This is a genomic window from Mycolicibacterium bacteremicum (assembly GCF_002086115.1).
Taxonomy (GTDB): domain Bacteria; phylum Actinomycetota; class Actinomycetes; order Mycobacteriales; family Mycobacteriaceae; genus Mycobacterium; species Mycobacterium bacteremicum.
The window spans coordinates 216,301-233,300 of the sequence record NZ_MVHJ01000002.1 but is presented as its reverse complement, the minus strand read 5'-3'; the positions used below and the strand labels follow the sequence as shown (position 1 = coordinate 233,300).

18 protein-coding genes are annotated in these 17,000 nt (G+C 65.2%); 5 read left to right on the top strand and 13 right to left on the bottom strand.

The annotated features are described in order from the left end of the window. Positions 1-332: 332 nt before the first annotated feature. The 8 genes from BST17_RS03415 to BST17_RS03380 all read right to left on the bottom strand — a co-directional run bounded on the left by BST17_RS03415 (position 333) and on the right by BST17_RS03380 (position 9,250). A complete protein-coding gene (locus tag BST17_RS03415; protein ID WP_083055524.1) occupies positions 333-2,561 on the bottom strand; it encodes a protein kinase domain-containing protein in 2,229 nt (742 codons plus the stop codon). A gap of 354 nt (positions 2,562-2,915) precedes the next feature. Then, complete coding sequence (gene tuf, locus BST17_RS03410) at positions 2,916-4,106, bottom strand: elongation factor Tu (RefSeq protein ID WP_083055523.1); 1,191 nt, start codon at positions 4,104-4,106, stop codon at positions 2,916-2,918. 89 nt (positions 4,107-4,195) lie between these two features. Further along, the gene (gene fusA / locus BST17_RS03405) at positions 4,196-6,298 is read right to left on the bottom strand and encodes an elongation factor G (protein WP_083055522.1); all 2,103 of its coding nucleotides are present in this window, start codon (positions 6,296-6,298) and stop codon (positions 4,196-4,198) included. Positions 6,299-6,362: 64 nt separating this feature from the next. After that, the gene (gene rpsG / locus BST17_RS03400) at positions 6,363-6,833 is read right to left on the bottom strand and encodes a 30S ribosomal protein S7 (RefSeq protein ID WP_018601866.1); all 471 of its coding nucleotides are present in this window, start codon (positions 6,831-6,833) and stop codon (positions 6,363-6,365) included. Then, positions 6,833-7,207, bottom strand: a complete 375-nt coding sequence (gene rpsL, locus BST17_RS03395; protein WP_003929602.1) for a 30S ribosomal protein S12 — start codon at positions 7,205-7,207, stop codon at positions 6,833-6,835. The genes rpsG and rpsL overlap by 1 nt, the downstream gene beginning before the upstream one ends. Positions 7,208-7,564: 357 nt before the next feature. Next, on the bottom strand, positions 7,565-8,131 hold the full coding sequence (locus tag BST17_RS03390; protein WP_109749976.1) for a TetR/AcrR family transcriptional regulator: 567 nt from the start codon (positions 8,129-8,131) through the stop codon (positions 7,565-7,567). A gap of 62 nt (positions 8,132-8,193) precedes the next feature. Next, positions 8,194-8,685, bottom strand: coding sequence for a DUF3558 domain-containing protein (locus BST17_RS03385; RefSeq protein ID WP_083055666.1), 492 nt, complete (start codon positions 8,683-8,685; stop codon positions 8,194-8,196). A gap of 31 nt (positions 8,686-8,716) precedes the next feature. Beyond that, positions 8,717-9,250, bottom strand: coding sequence for a DUF3558 domain-containing protein (locus BST17_RS03380; protein ID WP_083055520.1), 534 nt, complete (start codon positions 9,248-9,250; stop codon positions 8,717-8,719). Positions 9,251-9,348: 98 nt separating this feature from the next. Here BST17_RS03380 and BST17_RS03375 point away from each other — a divergent pair, with 98 nt between their 5' ends. Genes BST17_RS03375 through BST17_RS03365 form a run of 3 tightly spaced genes read left to right on the top strand, consistent with a single transcriptional unit; the run spans position 9,349 to position 10,829 of the window. Then, positions 9,349-9,726, top strand: coding sequence for a DUF3060 domain-containing protein (locus tag BST17_RS03375; RefSeq protein WP_083055519.1), 378 nt, complete (start codon positions 9,349-9,351; stop codon positions 9,724-9,726). 3 nt (positions 9,727-9,729) lie between these two features. Next, a complete protein-coding gene (locus BST17_RS03370; RefSeq protein WP_083055518.1) occupies positions 9,730-10,398 on the top strand; it encodes a M15 family metallopeptidase in 669 nt (222 codons plus the stop codon). Positions 10,399-10,430: 32 nt separating this feature from the next. Continuing rightward, entirely contained in the window at positions 10,431-10,829 is a 399-nt protein-coding gene (locus BST17_RS03365; RefSeq protein WP_083055517.1) for a DUF3060 domain-containing protein, read from the top strand. A gap of 11 nt (positions 10,830-10,840) precedes the next feature. Here BST17_RS03365 and BST17_RS03360 read toward each other — a convergent pair whose 3' ends face one another. Genes BST17_RS03360 through BST17_RS03345 form a run of 4 tightly spaced genes read right to left on the bottom strand, consistent with a single transcriptional unit; the run spans position 10,841 to position 14,845 of the window. Beyond that, the gene (locus BST17_RS03360; RefSeq protein ID WP_083055516.1) at positions 10,841-11,608 is read right to left on the bottom strand and encodes a crotonase/enoyl-CoA hydratase family protein; all 768 of its coding nucleotides are present in this window, start codon (positions 11,606-11,608) and stop codon (positions 10,841-10,843) included. Beyond that, a complete protein-coding gene (locus BST17_RS03355) occupies positions 11,605-12,318 on the bottom strand; it encodes a PaaX family transcriptional regulator C-terminal domain-containing protein (protein ID WP_083055515.1) in 714 nt (237 codons plus the stop codon). Before BST17_RS03355 ends, BST17_RS03360 begins: the two co-directional genes overlap by 4 nt. Further along, a complete protein-coding gene (locus tag BST17_RS03350; protein WP_083055514.1) occupies positions 12,318-13,229 on the bottom strand; it encodes a crotonase/enoyl-CoA hydratase family protein in 912 nt (303 codons plus the stop codon). The genes BST17_RS03355 and BST17_RS03350 overlap by 1 nt, the downstream gene beginning before the upstream one ends. After that, positions 13,226-14,845 (bottom strand): acyl-CoA dehydrogenase family protein, encoded by a 1,620-nt coding sequence (locus BST17_RS03345; RefSeq protein WP_083055513.1) that lies wholly within the window; start codon positions 14,843-14,845, stop codon positions 13,226-13,228. Before BST17_RS03345 ends, BST17_RS03350 begins: the two co-directional genes overlap by 4 nt. 62 nt (positions 14,846-14,907) lie before the next feature. Here BST17_RS03345 and BST17_RS03340 point away from each other — a divergent pair, with 62 nt between their 5' ends. Both BST17_RS03340 and BST17_RS03335 read left to right on the top strand, forming a co-directional pair. After that, complete coding sequence (locus tag BST17_RS03340) at positions 14,908-15,243, top strand: cupin domain-containing protein (protein ID WP_165762207.1); 336 nt, start codon at positions 14,908-14,910, stop codon at positions 15,241-15,243. Between the two features lie 2 nt (positions 15,244-15,245). Continuing rightward, complete coding sequence (locus tag BST17_RS03335; RefSeq protein ID WP_083055512.1) at positions 15,246-15,842, top strand: TetR/AcrR family transcriptional regulator; 597 nt, start codon at positions 15,246-15,248, stop codon at positions 15,840-15,842. A 48-nt stretch (positions 15,843-15,890) separates the two neighbouring features. Here BST17_RS03335 and BST17_RS03330 read toward each other — a convergent pair whose 3' ends face one another. Further along, entirely contained in the window at positions 15,891-16,988 is a 1,098-nt protein-coding gene (locus BST17_RS03330; RefSeq protein WP_083055511.1) for a phosphatase PAP2 family protein, read from the bottom strand. Between the last annotated feature and the right edge of the window lie 12 nt (positions 16,989-17,000).

Sequence of the window (17,000 nt, the reverse complement as noted above, 5' to 3'; positions counted from 1 at the left end):
GAATGTGCACGCGTGACACTTCTCGGTCCCAACTAATCGATCGTCCGAATACATCGGAGCAAACGGATACAAACACAAATCGAACGTTCGACAATAGATCAACTTCAAACGTAGTGTTTGACTTCTGCCCGGTTCCGACATTCAAGACTTTACCGAATTCCTTCGCATCCGATTTTAAGTTCGCGCCTGCTTTAGCGAGGAGTCATGCTGACTGCATACTGCTCTCGCTCTAAACAAGCGAACTCTCGTACGACCCGACCGTCCGGCCCTTAGTGCGCACCTATCCAGGAGCGGGATACCAATCACGGTCGTTGGTACATGGATGTTGAGCGTCAGGCCCCATCTACGCAACTGACACATTCTGACAAAATTTCAACTACGCGGACAACGCCATCAGTCGATAGAGCCACATTACGGACGACAATGAAGGTTTGAAAAGCGCCGCGGTTGCCGGCATGACGTTCTACAAGATCGAACCGTTGGACAATTCGATCAAGCTTTTGGTTGAGCAGGCGCCTCGCATTAGCACCCGTCGTGAAAGACGCAACTGGGATGGCACCAGTCACGGACAACTCAAGCTCTATATCTATCTGGTCGGTTCGATTGGTAGATCGGCCCTTCGAAATAATGGAGATTGCAACCTGCCCCGACAAGCTGAGCATGGTTATCTCTTGCCCGCTCAAGCTATAATTGCCATAGCCTCGGTAGCTATGCGCGATTCGCTCAACAATCCTATCTTCACTAATTCGATCATCACCAGTTTCAGCAAGAACATAGGCTTCGGCCTTTGCGATCTGCCGGAGTACCTCAGCTACACTCTGCGGGCGGTCCGCGGGATCCCGCTGCGTGCTTTGATCATATAGTTCATTAAGAATGCGAACGGCGCGTGGGTCCGCCCAATTGTTTGTGGCGCGTGCAAGCCTAGTTCGATTTTTCTCAGCGTCGTCACTTGCTGGGTCTTCGGCCGTGACAATATAAAACATCAGTTGCGCAAGGCTGTAAACGTCGACAGCTGGCGAACGCGCAGCGGCAGCAGTAGGCGTGTGCAACTGCTCCGGCGCCGCATAATTCAGAACTCCACCTACGCCGTACATCGCCGTCATTGTACGATTCGTTTGATGGTATGCGAGGTCAAAGTCGGTCAGAAAGGGCTCGGGATCTCCTTCCTCTCCGTACTTAATGATAATGTTTTCAGGCTTAATATCCCTATGTTTGACGCCTCTGCCGTGCGCATGCTCGACAGTTTCCGCGATTTCTTTCATGAGTTTCAAACAGAGTGCCTCGTCCGACCTATCAAGATACGAATCCCTCAGGTTAGAACCTTCGATGTAGTCCATCACTATACCGAGTGGGGCGAGGGTCAAATCGCGCACCCGAACTATTCTAGGATGTTCGAGCTTTCGCATATTGCCATAACCGTTCTTGAAGCGCTCAACCTTGATCTCATCGTGCAATTCGCTTGGATGATATATTTTGTATGCGCTCGTTGTATCGCCGTCTTCTACATTCCAGACATTCCCAAAACCTCCAGTTCCTAGTTTGCCGCGAAGCGTCCCCGCACGGGTTCGCTGACCAGCCGAAATCGGGGTGACACTACCGACATGACTGCGGATCATATCTCGCATGTGACTCCACTGAGAGTTGGTAGCGAGAGCTCCCCGACCTTTCTCGTTCGCGTCGAACCATTTCACAATGGTCTCCAGCTCGGCGGCACAGTTCGCGAGACCCTCCGTGTCACGATGAATGGAGTCCGACAACTCGCGCTGCTGTAAATAGTCATAGTCGTCCAGCATATGCCGACCACGGCTGACAATTTGATTAGCTTCGTCGTCATCGACGGCTGCATTGGGTGCCGGCTCAAACCCAGACCCTAAGATGACGGTTCCGGCGATGTCACCCTTAAATACTGGCATCTGTTCACCATCTCCGAAAATTCCAGATACGTAGTCGTAGAGCCCGAGCACCGTTACGTCGCCGTGCCCATTCACCGCTCCGCCAAGCAATCCTGACACTAATTTTGAGGTGAAAGCGCCGTGCCCGGCTAGCTCCTGTGCCTCTTGCTCCGGACGGCACGCTGCAAGGATGCACCGAGACTCGTTGACTGATCTCAGATTGCGATGCACGTCGCCAGCCCGTAGCGGCCTACCACTCACCCAGTTGTATGCGGAGCCCGAATGGCAACTGTCTAGTAGCACGATCACATGGTCATATGCGTTACTGGCCGATTCCATCAACTGTCCGAGATGGGCAAGTGATATCCCGGGATCGTGAGGTTGAGCGTCGAAAGTGACAAGATGCGCCTGATCTCCGAGCACCTCGCCGTGTCCGGCAAAATAGAAGAGTAGTGTTCCTCCCCCGCCATCTGCTCCGTACGCGCGCTCCCCCAACGTCTGCAAGACCTCAGACCGAGTCGCTTGCTGGTCGAACAGGGTTACACAGTTATACGAATACTGCTCGAACGACAAACATTCCGCGATGTCGCGCGCATCATTTACACATCCGAAGAGTGGCGCGCCCCGGTACTGGTCAATTCCAACAATTACCGCATCGCGACGACTCAAGATGCTGCCCCCGTCTAGGCCCTTTGAGACCTTGGCTCGGCAAGCTAGGTCAACTCGATAACCAAAATAGCGGGTGCTCGCGGCTTTCGCGCCTCAACGGCCTGGAACATTCCGGGAACACGTTCCTCCGCTACAAACGGAGGCGCCACTCGTTGGTATATGGCGGCACATTCCGTCGGAAAAGTGCAATAACGTCGAGAGTGCAAGATGCTCAAACTATCGGATCGGGTCTTCGCGAAAAAGTTTGCTGGCTTCGCGATCGCTCGTGTGCAACACAAAGCGGCGCCCACCCTTTCGGGTGAGCGCCGCTCTGTACTAGCTGAAACTACTCAGGCGATCCTGGGTAGGCGGAGCCTACTTGACGATCTTGGTCACACGACCGGCGCCGACGGTACGTCCACCCTCACGGATGGCGAACCGCAGGCCCTCGTCCATGGCGACCGGCTGGATCAGCTTGACGGAGATGTCGGTGTTGTCACCGGGCATCACCATCTCGGTGCCCTCGGCGAGGGTCACCACGCCGGTCACGTCCGTGGTACGGAAGTAGAACTGCGGACGGTAGTTGTTGAAGAACGGCGTGTGGCGGCCACCCTCGTCCTTGGACAGGATGTAGACGCTGCCCTCGAACTCGGTGTGCGGGGTGGTGGTGCCCGGCTTCACGACGACCTGGCCACGCTCGACGTCCTCGCGCTTGATGCCACGAACCAGCAGACCGACGTTGTCGCCGGCCTGACCCTGATCCAGCAGCTTGCGGAACATCTCGACACCGGTGACGGTGGTCTTGGTGGTGGTCGGGCGGATGCCGACGATCTCCACGTCCTCGTTCACGTTGATCACGCCACGCTCGACGCGACCGGTCACCACGGTGCCACGACCGGTGATGGTGAAGACGTCCTCGACGGGCATGAGGAACGGCTTCTCGGTCTCGCGGACCGGGTCCGGGATCGACTCGTCGACAGCAGCCATGAGCTCCTGGACCGACTTGACCCACTTCTCGTCGCCCTCGAGCGCCTTGAGCGCCGAGACGCGGACCACGGGGGCCTCCTCGTCGAAGTCCTGCGCGGCCAGCAGTTCGCGGACCTCCAGCTCGACGAGCTCCAGGAGCTCTTCGTCGTCGACCATGTCGGACTTGTTCAGCGCGACCAGGATGTAGGGCACGCCGACCTGACGGGCGAGCAGCACGTGCTCGCGGGTCTGCGGCATCGGGCCGTCGGTGGCGGCGACCACGAGGATGGCGCCGTCCATCTGAGCGGCACCGGTGATCATGTTCTTGATGTAGTCAGCGTGACCGGGGGCGTCGACGTGTGCGTAGTGACGCTTCTCGGTCTGGTACTCCACGTGGGAGATGTTGATGGTGATACCGCGCTGACGCTCCTCGGGCGCATTGTCGATCTGGTCGAATGCGCGCGACTCGTTCAAATCGGGGTACTGGTCGTGCAGAACCTTGGTGATTGCTGCAGTCAGCGTGGTCTTGCCGTGGTCAACGTGACCGATGGTCCCGATGTTGACGTGCGGCTTCGTCCGCTCGAACTTCGCCTTCGCCACTTCTGTGTCCTCCTGGACTAGTTGGTGCTTTGGTTAAAGCAGTTTTGATTGTGTTCAGTTGTGAAAACGCCGTGCCAAGCCGACGGGAATTACTCGCCCGTCGCCTTCGCGATGATCTCCTTCGACACGTTCGCCGGAACTTCAGCGTACGAGTCGAACACCATGGAGTAGTTGGCCCGGCCCTGGGTCTTCGACCGAAGGTCGCCGACGTAGCCGAACATCTCCGACAGCGGCACCTGCGCCTTGACGACGCGCGCACCGCTGCGCTCCTCCATGGCCTGGATCTGACCACGGCGGGAGTTCAGGTCGCCGATCACATCGCCCATGTAATCCTCGGGCGTGGTGACCTCGACGGCCATGATCGGTTCCAGGATGACCGGCTGCGCCTGTCCGGCAGCCTTCTTGAATGCCTGGGAACCGGCCACTTTGAAGGCCATTTCAGACGAGTCGACGTCGTGGTAGGCGCCGTCGAGCAGCGTGACCTTCACGTTCACCAGCGGGTAGCCGGCGAGCACGCCGTACTGCATCGCGTCCTGCGCGCCGGCATCCACCGAGGGGATGTATTCGCGCGGGATGCGGCCACCGGTGACCTTGTTCTCGAACTCGTAGGTCGCGCCATCCTCGCCGATGAACGGTTCGAGGTTGATGATGACCTTCGCGAACTGACCCGAGCCACCCGTCTGCTTCTTGTGGGTGTAGTCGACGTTCTGCACGCCGCGCTTGATCGTCTCGCGGTAGGCCACCTGCGGCTTGCCGACGTTGGCTTCGACCTTGAACTCGCGACGCATGCGGTCGACCAGGATGTCCAGGTGCAGCTCGCCCATACCGCCGATGACGGTCTGGCCGGTGTCCTGATCCAGGTGCACCTTGAAGGTGGGATCTTCCTCGGCCAGCTTCTGGATGGCCGTGCCCAACTTCTCCTGGTCGCTCTTGGTCTTGGGCTCGATGGCGACCTCGATGACCGGATCCGGGAAGGTCATCGACTCCAGCACGATCTGGTTGTTCGGATCGCTCAGGGTGTCACCGGTGGTGGTGTCCTTGAGGCCGATGACCGCGTAGATGTGGCCGGCGGATGCCGTCTCGACCGGGTTCTCCTTGTTGGAGTGCATCTGGAACAGCTTGCCCAGGCGCTCCTTCTTGCCCTTGGTCGAGTTGATGACCTGGGCACCGGAGTCGACCTTGCCCGAGTAGACGCGGACGTAGGTCAGCTTGCCGAAGAACGGGTGCGTGGCGACCTTGAACGCCAGGCCCGAGAACGGCTCGTCGGCCGACGGCTTACGAGAGATGATCTCGTCTTCCTTGCCGGGGACGTGTCCCTCGGCGGCCGGCACGTCCAGCGGGTTGGGCAGGTAGTCGATGACGGCGTCGAGCATGGGCTGCACGCCCTTGTTCTTGAACGCCGAACCGCACAGCACCGGGTAGGCCGCGGAGCTGATGGTCAGCTTGCGCAGGCCAGCCTTGATCTCCTCGATCGACAGCTCTTCGCCGCCCAGGTACTTCTCCATCAGGTCGTCGTCGGTCTCGGCGACGGCCTCGATCATGGCGGTGCGGTACTCCTCGGCCTTCTCCTGCAGGTCGGCCGGGATGTCGACGGTCTCGTACTTCTCGCCGAGCTTCGTCTCGCCGCTCCACACCTTGGCCTTCATCTCGACCAGGTCGACGACACCCTCGAAGTCACCTTCGGAACCGATCGGCAGCTGGATCGGGACGACGTTGGCACCCAGGCGATCCTTCATGGTCTGCACCGAGAAGTAGAAGTCCGCGCCCAGCTTGTCCATCTTGTTGACGAAGCAGATACGCGGGACGTCGTACTTGTCGGCCTGACGCCAGACCTGCTCGGACTGCGGCTCGACGCCTTCCTTGCCGTCGAACACGGCAACGGCACCGTCGAGCACGCGCAGCGAGCGCTCCACCTCGACGGTGAAGTCGACGTGGCCGGGGGTGTCGATGATGTTGATCTGGTTGTCGTTCCAGAAGCAGGTGGTGGCAGCCGAGGTGATGGTGATACCCCGCTCCTGCTCCTGCTCCATCCAGTCCATCGTGGCGGCACCGTCGTGCACCTCACCGATCTTGTACGAGATACCGGTGTAGAAGAGGATGCGCTCGGTCGTCGTGGTCTTGCCGGCGTCGATGTGCGCCATGATGCCGATGTTGCGGACCTTGGTCAGGTCGGTAAGCACGTCCTGTGCCACGGCTAGATTCCCACTCTTTCGCTTGCTTGATTGCTGTCCGGTGTGTGACCCCGAGGGGCCGTCATCACCAGCGGTAGTGCGCGAAGGCCCGGTTAGCTTCGGCCATCTTGTGCGTGTCCTCGCGACGCTTCACTGCGGCGCCGAGGCCGTTGCTGGCATCGAGGATCTCGTTGGCCAGGCGCTCGACCATGGTCTTCTCGCGGCGAGCCTTGGAGAAGCTGACCAGCCAGCGCAGCGCCAGCGTGGTCGAGCGGTCCGGGCGGACCTCGACGGGCACCTGGTAGGTGGCGCCACCGACGCGGCGGCTGCGCACCTCGAGGGCGGGCTTGACGTTGTCGAGCGCGCGCTTGAGGGTGACGACGGGGTCGGTGCCGGTCTTGTCCCGAGCCTGCTCGAGAGCGCCGTAGACGATGCGCTCGGCGAGCGACTTCTTACCGTCCAGCAGCACCTTGTTGACCAGCTGGGTGACCAGCTGCGACCCGTAGACGGGGTCGTTGACCAACGGACGCTTCGGCGCGGGGCCCTTGCGCGGCATCAGCTCTTCTCCTTCTTGGCGCCGTAACGGCTGCGTGCTTGCTTGCGGTTCTTGACACCCTGGGTGTCCAGCGATCCGCGGATGATCTTGTAACGCACACCCGGGAGGTCCTTCACACGACCACCGCGCACCAGCACCATCGAGTGCTCCTGCAGGTTGTGGCCCTCACCGGGGATGTAAGCCGTCACCTCGACCGCACTGGTCAGGCGGACGCGGGCGACCTTGCGAAGCGCCGAGTTCGGCTTCTTCGGGGTGGTGGTGTACACGCGGGTGCACACGCCGCGGCGCTGCGGGCTGCCCTTGAGGGCCGCGGTCTTCACCTTGGCGATCTTGTCGCGGCGACCCTTGCGGACCAGCTGGTTGATGGTTGGCATGTACCGGCTTTCTGTGTTGCTAGTCGAACGTCTAAGTCTCTGTACTGCAGTTTTCGCCTGGCCGCGTCCCCCGCGTCCGGGCGTGTCGCAGCCAGCTGGAATCCATCCGTACGATGAAATCTCGATGCCTGCAGACATACGAATTCGCCCGGTGCGAAGGCGGGCTGATTGTTACGGCAGCGCGCGCCCCTGTCGACCAGGCACGAGGCTCCACAATACCCGCCCGGTGCAGTACAGGTCAAAGCGCCGCTGACCAGCAGCGTTACCACCCGAAACGGCTACTCGGCCGCCGTTGGGCCTGACTGTAGCCGCTCTCGGCCGGTTTTTCGGGATTCGCCGTCATTCGCCGGGCGCGAGTCACCGGCGTTCCATGCCGGCCGCGAGCCGCAGCACCATATCGGTGAACACGGCGTCGGTGTCGATGTCGTCCATCACCCCGGTCATCTCCAGGAGCACGAAGCCGTGCAGTGCCGACCAGAACTCCAGGGCCGCATAGAACGCGTTATCGCCGGCCAGTCCGTAGGAGGCCAGGGCCGCCAACACCGGCCCCGCCGCCTCCCGGGCGGCGGCGGTGTACTCGGGGTCGTCGCCGCCCAGCGGCATCCGGGTGAACGCCGAATAGCGACCCGGATGGTGATGGGCGTAGCTGCGGTAGGCACTGGCCATCGTGACGACCGCGTCGTCGCGGGTGCGGCCCTCGCCGACCGCCCGCAGCATGCCGATGATGTCCTGGATGACGTGCATCCGCACTGTTCGGCGCAGGTCTTCCAGGCTCTGCACGTGGTTGTACAGCGACGGGCCCTTGGTGCCGAGCTGGGTGGCCAGCGCATTGATGGTCAGGGCGTCCCAGCCCTCGCGGTCCAGGAATGCCAGCGCGGCGTTGACGATGGCGTCGCGGCTCAGTTTGGTCGCCCGCGTTGCCATCGCGCCCCTCCCCCACATTCAGCAGTCCCCGGAGACGTCTGTCGCGAGGCTGACGAATGACTCTAGTTCACCCGGTCCTGACTCAGCTCGGCGAGCTGATCGGTGATCGAGCACAGCGGGGGCAGGGTGGACGGATTGATGGTCTGGATGGACCAGGTGATCACGTCATCGCCCTTGGCCACATAGATGCTGCAGGCGTTGGCGTCGTAGGCCTTGAAACCCTCGTTGCCGCCGACGCTCAGATCGGTGACCGTGCGCCCGGCCCGCTGTTCCAGCGCTCGCTCCACATCGAGTTCACTGCCCCGGTACCACCACGTCGAGATGCCCATCCCCGCTCCGAAGGTCCCGATGACGGGGTTCTCCTGCCAGAAGCAACCGACATCGTTGATCACCGCCGCGGCGAAGGCCGTCGACCCCGTCGCGCGGGTGATGTCGGCACCGGTGATGCCGTTGCAGTCCGACCCGTCGAAACCGGCACCGGCCACCGTCGGCGCTGCGGGCGCGGCCTGCTCGGCGCGATCATCGGCGCAGCCGGACAGCCCCGCCACCGCCATCAGCGCGGCGACCAGCCGGACGGCACGCACCTCACATGTCCGATCGCAATGTCGCCGACAGCAGCTTCTGCGCGTCGGGACACGGGTCGGACAACACGTCGCCACGGGTCTGCACCCACCAGCTGAGCACCCCGCCGCCGGCGTCCGCGGTCGCCGAGCAGCCGGCACCGGCGGCATCGCGGCGCGCCAGGAACGCCGGACGCCGCTCGATGACGGTGTCATTGACCGTCGCGCCACGTTCGACGGCGACGCCACGCTCGCGCGCCAGTGTCCCGGTGTCGAACCACGCGAACGTCACGTCGACCGGGCCGCTCCGGCGGTCCAGGATGTACTGGCACACCGCGCCGCTGTAGGGCCGCACCACGTCGTCGGCGCCCAGCAGGTCCCCGACGGTGACATCGGTCAGCAACCCACAGCGGTTGTCGGCGTAGCCGTAACTGCGCTCGACATCGGCCGCGCCGGCGGCGGCCGATCGTGCGCTGCCCGAGACGTGCTGGGTGCAGCCGACCGCGGCCGTCGCGGCGAACGCGACGACGAACGTCGACAGCACCGCACGCCCGGACATGGATGGCAACGCTACCGACGCCGGGCCGGGCCGGCGACCGGACGGCAAATCCCGAACACCTGCCGTGAGCGGGCCGCGGCACCGTACTCTGTTGTCCCATGGCGAGCCTCAGTGTCCGAACCCGTTGTCTGACGGCCGGCGCCCTCTCGGTGGCCCTGCTGCTGGCCGGCACCGCCCCCGCGCAGGCCAAGAACGGCGACACCCACATCACCGGCCAGGGCATCGTGCAGACCCTCGACTGCAACAACGCCACGCTGCTGGTCAACGGCACCGGCAACACCATCAACGCCAAGGGCACCTGCTGGGCCGTCACCATGCAGGGTTCGTCGAACATCGTCATCGCCGACAACGTCATCAACGACATCACCGTCTACGGGTTCGACCAGACCGTGATCTACCACAACGGTGCGCCCAAGCTGATCGACCGCGGCCGCGAGCTCGGCATGACCAACCGGATCAACTGGGCGCCCGCCTGACCCGTGCGCCGGTTCCTCACACTGTTCGCCCTGCTCTGCGGAATAGGTGGCCTCGCCGTGAATCCGGAGGTGACATCCCCAGCCCGTGGTGAGCCCGCGCTCGGAGTCTCGGCGGCGGCGCGCGCCGTCGGGTTCATCGATGTCCGCTCCGCGGTACCCGATGCGCTGATCGATCTGCGCTACGCCACCGCCAACAACTTCGTGGGCGTGCCGCTGTACCCGGCGGGCGCCCGCTGCCTGGTGCACGAGTCACTCGCCGGGGGGCTCGCGACGGCGGCGGCGCAGCTGCGGGCCCGTGGCCTGCGGCTGGTGTTCTGGGACTGCTACCGCCCGCACGATGTGCAGGTCCGGATGTTCGAGGTGGTCTCGAATCCGGCGTGGGTGGCCCGCCCCGGCGACTACTCCAAGAGCCACGAATCGGGGCGCTCGGTCGACGTCACCACCTACGGCGCGGGCGGCCTGACCGATATGGGCACCGACTTCGACTCGTTCACCCCGGACGCGCTCGCCTATGCCACCACGGGCGTGAGCGCCGCTGCGCAACGCAACCGCGCCGTGCTGCGCGAGGCCATGGCCGCCGGCGGGCTGTCGGTGTACGACGGTGAATGGTGGCATTTCGACGGTCCCGGCGCCGGCCAGCCGCGACCCATCATCAACGTGCCACTCGCCTAACCTGGAACGCCCAGCCAACGAATCGAGGAAGCATGCGCACCCAGATCGTCGGGATGTCGGCCGCGGCACTGCTCGCGCTCGGCCTGGCCGGTTGCGGGTCCGGCGGCGACACCGGCTCCCCCACCGTGACCGCGGGCAGCTCGGGTGCCCAGGTCGAGATCGGCAACACCATCAATTACGGCTCGGTCGGCACCACCGCCGATATCGACTGCGCCGATGGCAAATCGCTGAACATCGGCGGCTCCAACAACACGTTGACCGTGACGGGCTCGTGCGCCAGCGTCAACGTGGGCGGCGCGGACAACAAGATCACCCTGGACAACGTCGAAACCGAGATCAGTGTCGTCGGCCTGGACAACACCGTCGTCTACCGGGCCGGCAACCCGAAGGTCGAGGATCTGGGTAGCGGTAACAAGGTCGACAAGGGCTGACGCGCGGCTCGTCAGGCCTGTGCGCCGTGCCGACCCGCGCCGTCGGCGAACCGCCGGGCCCCGGCCAGCAGCTCGGCCGATGACTTCTCCAGGCTGCCGAACTCGAAAGCGATTGCCGCCTCCTCGGTTTCACCCCATTGCCGCAATGCCGAGAGCCGGTCGGCGCGCAGACAGGCCTGCGGTAGCTCGGCGAGGCGCGCCGCCATCTCCTCGGCGGCCGCGCGGGCCTGACCGGTCGGCACCACCCGGTTCGCCAGACCGATCTGCAGCGCCTCCTCGGCGTCCACGGACCGCCCGGTCAGGATCAGATCCATCGCCCGACTGTGCCCGATCAGCCGCGGCAACCGGACCGTGCCGCCGTCGATCAGCGGCACCCCCCACCGCCGGCAGAACACCCCGAACACGGCATCGCGTTCGACCACCCGCAGGTCGCACCACAGCGCCAACTCCAACCCGCCCGCCACGGCGTATCCGCTGACCGCGGCGATCACGGGCTTGGAGAGCACCATCCGGGTCGGGCCCATCGGGCCCGGGCCGTCGGGATGCACCCGATTGCTCTGTGGTGTCCCCATCGCTTTCAGATCGGCTCCCGCGCAAAAGGTTCCGTTGTCACCCCAGAGCACCGCCACCGCAGCCGCCGGGTCGGCGTCGAACTCCTCGAACGCCGCATACAGCGCGGCCGCGGTCGGTCCGTCCACGGCGTTGCGTGCGGCGGGCCGGTTCAGGATCACCGTCGTCACCGGGCCGGTGCGCTCGACGCGTACCTCGGAACCGGTCATATCGCCTCCACGTGCTCGTCGCGCCGCGCGACCAACTCGGCGGCGAAATTTCGGTAGGCCAGCCGCAACCGATCACCCGGCCAGCGCGTCGGCAGCAGTTCGGTGGGCAGCACCGGATCGGTCAGCAGATGCCGTACGATCGCGGCGGCCGCCACGAAACGCTCGGGAACGTCGTCCGCGCCCTCGATCTCGTCGACCAGCCGGTTCCCCTCGCGCGCCCAGTCCGTCAGGTCCCACAACTGTGCGGCCAATCCGACGGGATCCTCATCGCGACTGCGCAGCACCCGCGTCCGGGCCAGCACATCGGCGGGAAGCACCACCTCGAGATTGTCCGGCCGCAGCCACACACCGTCGCGTAGCTCGCCGAACCGGTTCTGCACCAGCGTGTTCCGCAGCTCCGCGCGGGTTCGGGCGTCGGCGCCGACGCTGGTGATCAACACCGTCGTCCACGTCCCGTCCCACGGCCGCTCCCGCGGATCGATGGCGGCGTCCTGGCGCCGCTGCCGGGCCAGCAGGCGGTCCGAGAGTCGATAGCCGTCGGCCGAGCGCACCAGATCACCGGCACCCACCATCCGGGTCAGCGCCACCCGTAGCGTCGACTCACGGATACCGAAATCAGCAGTCAGCGTGATTAATTCGGCTGCCGATGCCCACGCCGGGTGAGCGCCGAGCAGCACGCTCAGCACCACCGAACGCGCGGTCAGCCGCATCAGACTCCCGACGCGCGGCGGCCGTGGTCGCCGAGCGGCTCGTCACGGTGCCGCACCGCCTCGCGGAATCCGTGCTCGACGGCGTCGGCAACGAATGCGTGTCCCTCCGGGGTGTGCCGCGCGATGCCGTCGAAGACGGTACTGACCATCCGACTGGTGGCCACCCCCTGGTGCAGCAGCGCGGTGTTGCAGGCCAGCTTGGCCATGATGAGCTGGTTGACAGGCATGGCCGCGATGCGCGCGACGAGCCGTTCGGTGCGCTCATCGAGATCCTGGGGTTCGGGCGCCTCGACGGCCAGCCCCCACTCGGCGGCCTGCGCGCCGGTGATGCAGTCACCGGTGAACAGCAGCCTTTTCGCGCGTTGATCACCGAGCCGGTGCGCCCACAGCCCGGCCGCCGGCACGCCCCACACCCGCATCGGCGGGTAGCCGATTTTTGCGTCGGCGGCGGCGATCACCTGATCGGCATGGAGCGCGATATCGGTGCCGCCGGCCACGCAGTAGCCGTGGATCTTGACCACGGTCGGCTTGTCGCAGTGCATCAGGCTGGCGAAGCCGCGGACGAACCGGCTCATCATCTGATAGTCGATCATCGGATCCCACGGGCGGTCCGGCAGGTGGTTGACGGCCTGGGTCTTGCCGTCGAGCACCGTCCCCCGGTAGTCATTACCGGGCGAGGAGGATCCGTCGGCGTACGCCCCGAGGTCGAATCCGGCGCAGAACCCCTCTCCGGCACCAGAAACCAGGATCACGTGCACGTTCGGGTCGAGGTCGGCGCGCTCGACGCAGGCGGCCAGCTCGACCGGGGTGTCGGCGATGATGGCATTGCCCTTGCCGGGGCGGTTGAAGGTGATCCGAGCGATCCGGCCGGTCACCTCGTAGGTGAGGGTGCTCAGTATGTCGACGCTCATCCCTTGACCATCGCCCGCTCGATCACCGGCGACAGGTCCAACCCGACCGGGAGGGTGCCGAATGCCCCGCCCCACTGCCCGCCGAGTCGGCTGGCCAGAAAGGCCTCGGCGACGGCGGGGTGGCCGTGCCGCACCAGCAGCGCTCCCTGCAATGCCAGCGCGATGTCCTCGGTGATCTTGCGGGCCCGGTACTGGATGTCGGCGAAATCGCCCAGCGATGTCTTCAACTGCGCCACATGCGCGTTCAATCGCGGCTCCGAGGCCAGCGCCAGCTCCTCGAACAGCACGTCGATGCACTCGGGCCGGGTGGCCATGGCGCGCAGCGTGTCCAGGGCGCTGACGTTGCCGGAGCCCTCCCAGATGCCCATCAGCGGCGCCTCACGGTAGAGCCGCGGCATCCCGGAATCCTCGACGTAACCGTTGCCGCCCAGGCATTCCATCGCCTCGGCGGCGTGCGGGGTGGCCCGCTTGCACACCCAGTACTTTGCGGCGGCCAGACCGATGCGGCGCAGCAGCGCCTCCCATTCGTCGCCACGCACCGCGGCGTCGGTGGCACCGGCCATCCGCATGGCCAGCATGGTGGCGGCCTCGGCCTCCACCGCCAGGTCGGCGAGCACGTTGCGCATCTGGGGCTGATCGATCAGATACGCGCCGAACGCCTTTCGGTACTGGGCGTGGTGTACGGCGCGGGCCAGGCCGGTGCGCATGCTGGTGGCGCTGCCCAGCGTGCAATCCAGCCGGGTCAGGTTGACCATCTCGATGATGGTCTTGACCCCGCGGCCCTCCTCGCCGACCAACCAGGCCGTCGCACCGTCGTACTCGACCTCACTGGAGGCGTTCGCGTGATTGCCGAGCTTGTCCTTGAGGCGTTGCAGGAACATCCGGTTGCGGGTGCCGTCGGGCAGCACGCGCGGCAGGAAAAAGCAGCTGACGCCATTCGACGTCTGCGCCAGGACGAGGAACACATCGCTCATCGGCGCCGAGGTGAACCACTTGTGCCCGGTCAGGGTGTAGCTGCCGTCGGCGTTGGGCACCGCCTCGGTGGTGCCGGCCCGCACATCGGAGCCGCCCTGCTTCTCGGTCATCGACATGCCCGCGGTGATACCGGCTTTCGTCGCGGGCACCGCGAGTTCGGGGTCGTAGACCCGGCTGGCCAGCAGCGGCTCGTAGACCGCGGCGAGATCCGGGTTGAACCGCAGTGCCGGCACGACGGCGTAGGTCATCGAGATCGGGCAGATGTGTCCCGGCTCGGGGGTCCACACCGAGGTCTTGGCCGCCCGCACGACGTGCGCCCCGGCGCGGTCATCGGCCCACGGGGCGGCGTGCAGGCCGTGGCCGACGGCCACGGTCATCAGCTCGTGATAGGCGGGGTCGTATTCGACCTCGTCGACGCGGTGCCCGTATCGGTCGTGGGTGTGCAACTCGGGGCGGTGCCGGTCGGCGAGCTCGCCCCAGCGCTGCGCCTTGTCCGACCCGCTGAGCGCGCCGAGCTCGGTGATCTCATCGGCGCCCCACCCGCCGCCCTCGCGGACCAGTGCCTCCATCAGCACCGGCGACGAGGCGGGGTTGTGGTCGCGCAGCGGCGGAACCTGGTTGGTGACGACGTGTGTGGCCATATCTCACTGTTACATTTTTGCGACAACTGCACAAGATCCGTAACACGGTGCATACTCGTGCGGTGCAACCCAATACCGTCGTCCACGCCGCCGACCTCACGCTCGAGCACGAGCCGGTGCCCGCCGAGCAGTCGGTCGCGGGCGACCCAGGCACCGCGGCAACCACCCTCACCGAGTTCGGCGGGCTGGAGGTCGGCGTCTGGGAGATGTCCGCCGGCACCATGACCGACACCGAGGCCGATGAGATCTTCGTGGTGCTCTCCGGCGCCGCCACCGTCGAGTTCGCCGACGGCTCCCCCGATCTGGAGCTACGTGCCGGTGATGTCGGGCGGCTCGCCGCGGGTGCGCAGACGACCTGGACCGTCACCGAGACGCTGCGCAAGATCTACCTCACCTAGCCATGCCCTACATCGAAGCCTCCGTACGCAGCAAGCAGTTCGTCGCTGCCGCCCGCGCGGTGATGGCCCGCCAGGGTGTCGCGGCCACCGCGCTGCGCGCCGTCGCCGCCGAGGCAGAGGTGCCACTGGGCACGCTGCAGTACGTGTTCCCGAGCAAGGAGCTGCTGCTGCGTGCGGTCATAGAGGATGTCATCGCGGAGATCGCCACCGTCCTCACCGCCGGCGTCGAGGTGAATTCCGGTCTGGCACATGCCATTCGGCAGGGGCTCACGGTCTTCTGGTCCCAGCTCGTCGCCGGGAAGATCGACTCCCAGCTGATGCAGTTCGAACTGGTCAATTACGCACTGCGCCAACCCGGCCTCGACCACCTGGCGCAGTGGCAGTACCAGCGCTACTCCGATGCCATCGCGCAGTGGTGCCAGACCGCCGCCACCAACGCCGGCGAGGTCAGCGCGGTCCCCTATGACCAACTCGCGCGCCTCATCCTGGCCGGGATCGACGGGCTCACCATGCAGTACGCCTGCGATCCCGACGACGCGCGGGCCGCCGCCGATCTGGACACCATCGCCGACATGGTCATCACGCTGGCCCGGATCTGACGCCCGTTGCCTTCGGCGGGGCAGCGAGACCGCGACCGCGCACCCGGGCTATCTGGACGGCGCGATCGAGTCCGGCGTGCGAGCGGCCGGCGAGGTCATCGCCGCGCTGCGACGCGACTCGTGCCATCGCAGGGCGTAGAGCACCACCGCGGCCAACGCCCAGCCGAGCAGGATGTCGATGACGTAGTGCTCGGCGGTGTAGACCAGGGTGAACGCCATGATCAGCGGGTAGGCCAGCAGCGCCGGGCGCCACCCGCGGTTGAGCCGGTTCCACAGGAACACCGCCAACGCGGCGGACATCCCGGCATGCAGGGAGGGGATGGCCGCGACCAGGTTGACGCTGGCCTGCCCCTGATCCAGCAGCGCGGTGGCGGTGTGCAGATCCAATGCACGCCAACCCCGCCCGACGATCCGTTCGATCCAGTCGTTGGCGCCCTCGATGTTGGTCTGCATCGCGCCGAGCACGCCACCGTCGGGAACCCCGCGCGCGGACCTGAACATGCAGTCCGGGCCGGACGGCCCGTCGGCGACGTCGGCGGCCGTGCAGCGCGCCGCGGCCCACGGTGGGGCGGCCGGCACCAGCGTGTAGATGACCAGGCCGACGAAGTTCAGCCCGACGAACAGCTTGACGAAGCTCTTCCATTCCTCGCGGTTACGCAGCCACAGCACACCGGCGATCACGTACGGGAGGATGAAGAAGGACATGTAGACCGAGCTGATCAGCACTTCCCACATCGGGGGTTCGGGCAGTTTGAGTCGTTCCTGCAGCCACACCGTCGGCATGGTCCCGGAGAACAGCCACCGGTCGGCGTCGGCCTGCCAATGCCACAGCGTCGGCCGGCCCACCAGATCCGCCGCCCCGCGACTGAGGTCGTAGGCGATGAGCAGCAGCGCGAACGGCAACCAATCGCGGATGACATAGAGCATCCTGCGGCCCTGGCCGATGCTCGCGGCCATCAGCCCAGTGCTGATGTAGACCAGCACCAGCTCACGGTTGAACGCGAAACCGTCGGTGACGGTCCGGTACACGATGACCGCCGCCCAGATTGCGACCGCGGCGTAGCGCAGGTATCTCAGCCGCTGCGCGCGGCGGTCCGGGGCGGCCAGAGTCGGCACGATCGACTGTTCCTCGTCAATCGTGGCCACGATACGGCAGCC

Excerpts from the sequence above, each read along its gene's own strand:
- rpsG (WP_018601866.1), bottom strand. The coding sequence starts at position 6,833 with ATGCCGCGCAAGGGCCCCGCGCCGAAGCGTCCGTTGGTCAACGACCCC.
- rpsL (WP_003929602.1), bottom strand. The coding sequence starts at position 7,207 with ATGCCAACCATCAACCAGCTGGTCCGCAAGGGTCGCCGCGACAAGATC.
- BST17_RS03390 (WP_109749976.1), bottom strand. The coding sequence starts at position 8,131 with ATGGCAACGCGGGCGACCAAACTGAGCCGCGACGCCATCGTCAACGCC.
- BST17_RS03385 (WP_083055666.1), bottom strand. The coding sequence starts at position 8,685 with ATGGCGGTGGCGGGGCTGTCCGGCTGCGCCGATGATCGCGCCGAGCAG.
- BST17_RS03380 (WP_083055520.1), bottom strand. The coding sequence starts at position 9,250 with ATGTCCGGGCGTGCGGTGCTGTCGACGTTCGTCGTCGCGTTCGCCGCG.
- BST17_RS03375 (WP_083055519.1), top strand. The coding sequence starts at position 9,349 with ATGGCGAGCCTCAGTGTCCGAACCCGTTGTCTGACGGCCGGCGCCCTC.
- BST17_RS03365 (WP_083055517.1), top strand. The coding sequence starts at position 10,431 with ATGCGCACCCAGATCGTCGGGATGTCGGCCGCGGCACTGCTCGCGCTC.
- BST17_RS03360 (WP_083055516.1), bottom strand. The coding sequence starts at position 11,608 with ATGACCGGTTCCGAGGTACGCGTCGAGCGCACCGGCCCGGTGACGACG.
- BST17_RS03355 (WP_083055515.1), bottom strand. The coding sequence starts at position 12,318 with ATGCGGCTGACCGCGCGTTCGGTGGTGCTGAGCGTGCTGCTCGGCGCT.
- BST17_RS03350 (WP_083055514.1), bottom strand. The coding sequence starts at position 13,229 with ATGAGCGTCGACATACTGAGCACCCTCACCTACGAGGTGACCGGCCGG.
- BST17_RS03345 (WP_083055513.1), bottom strand. The coding sequence starts at position 14,845 with ATGGCCACACACGTCGTCACCAACCAGGTTCCGCCGCTGCGCGACCAC.
- BST17_RS03335 (WP_083055512.1), top strand. The coding sequence starts at position 15,246 with ATGCCCTACATCGAAGCCTCCGTACGCAGCAAGCAGTTCGTCGCTGCC.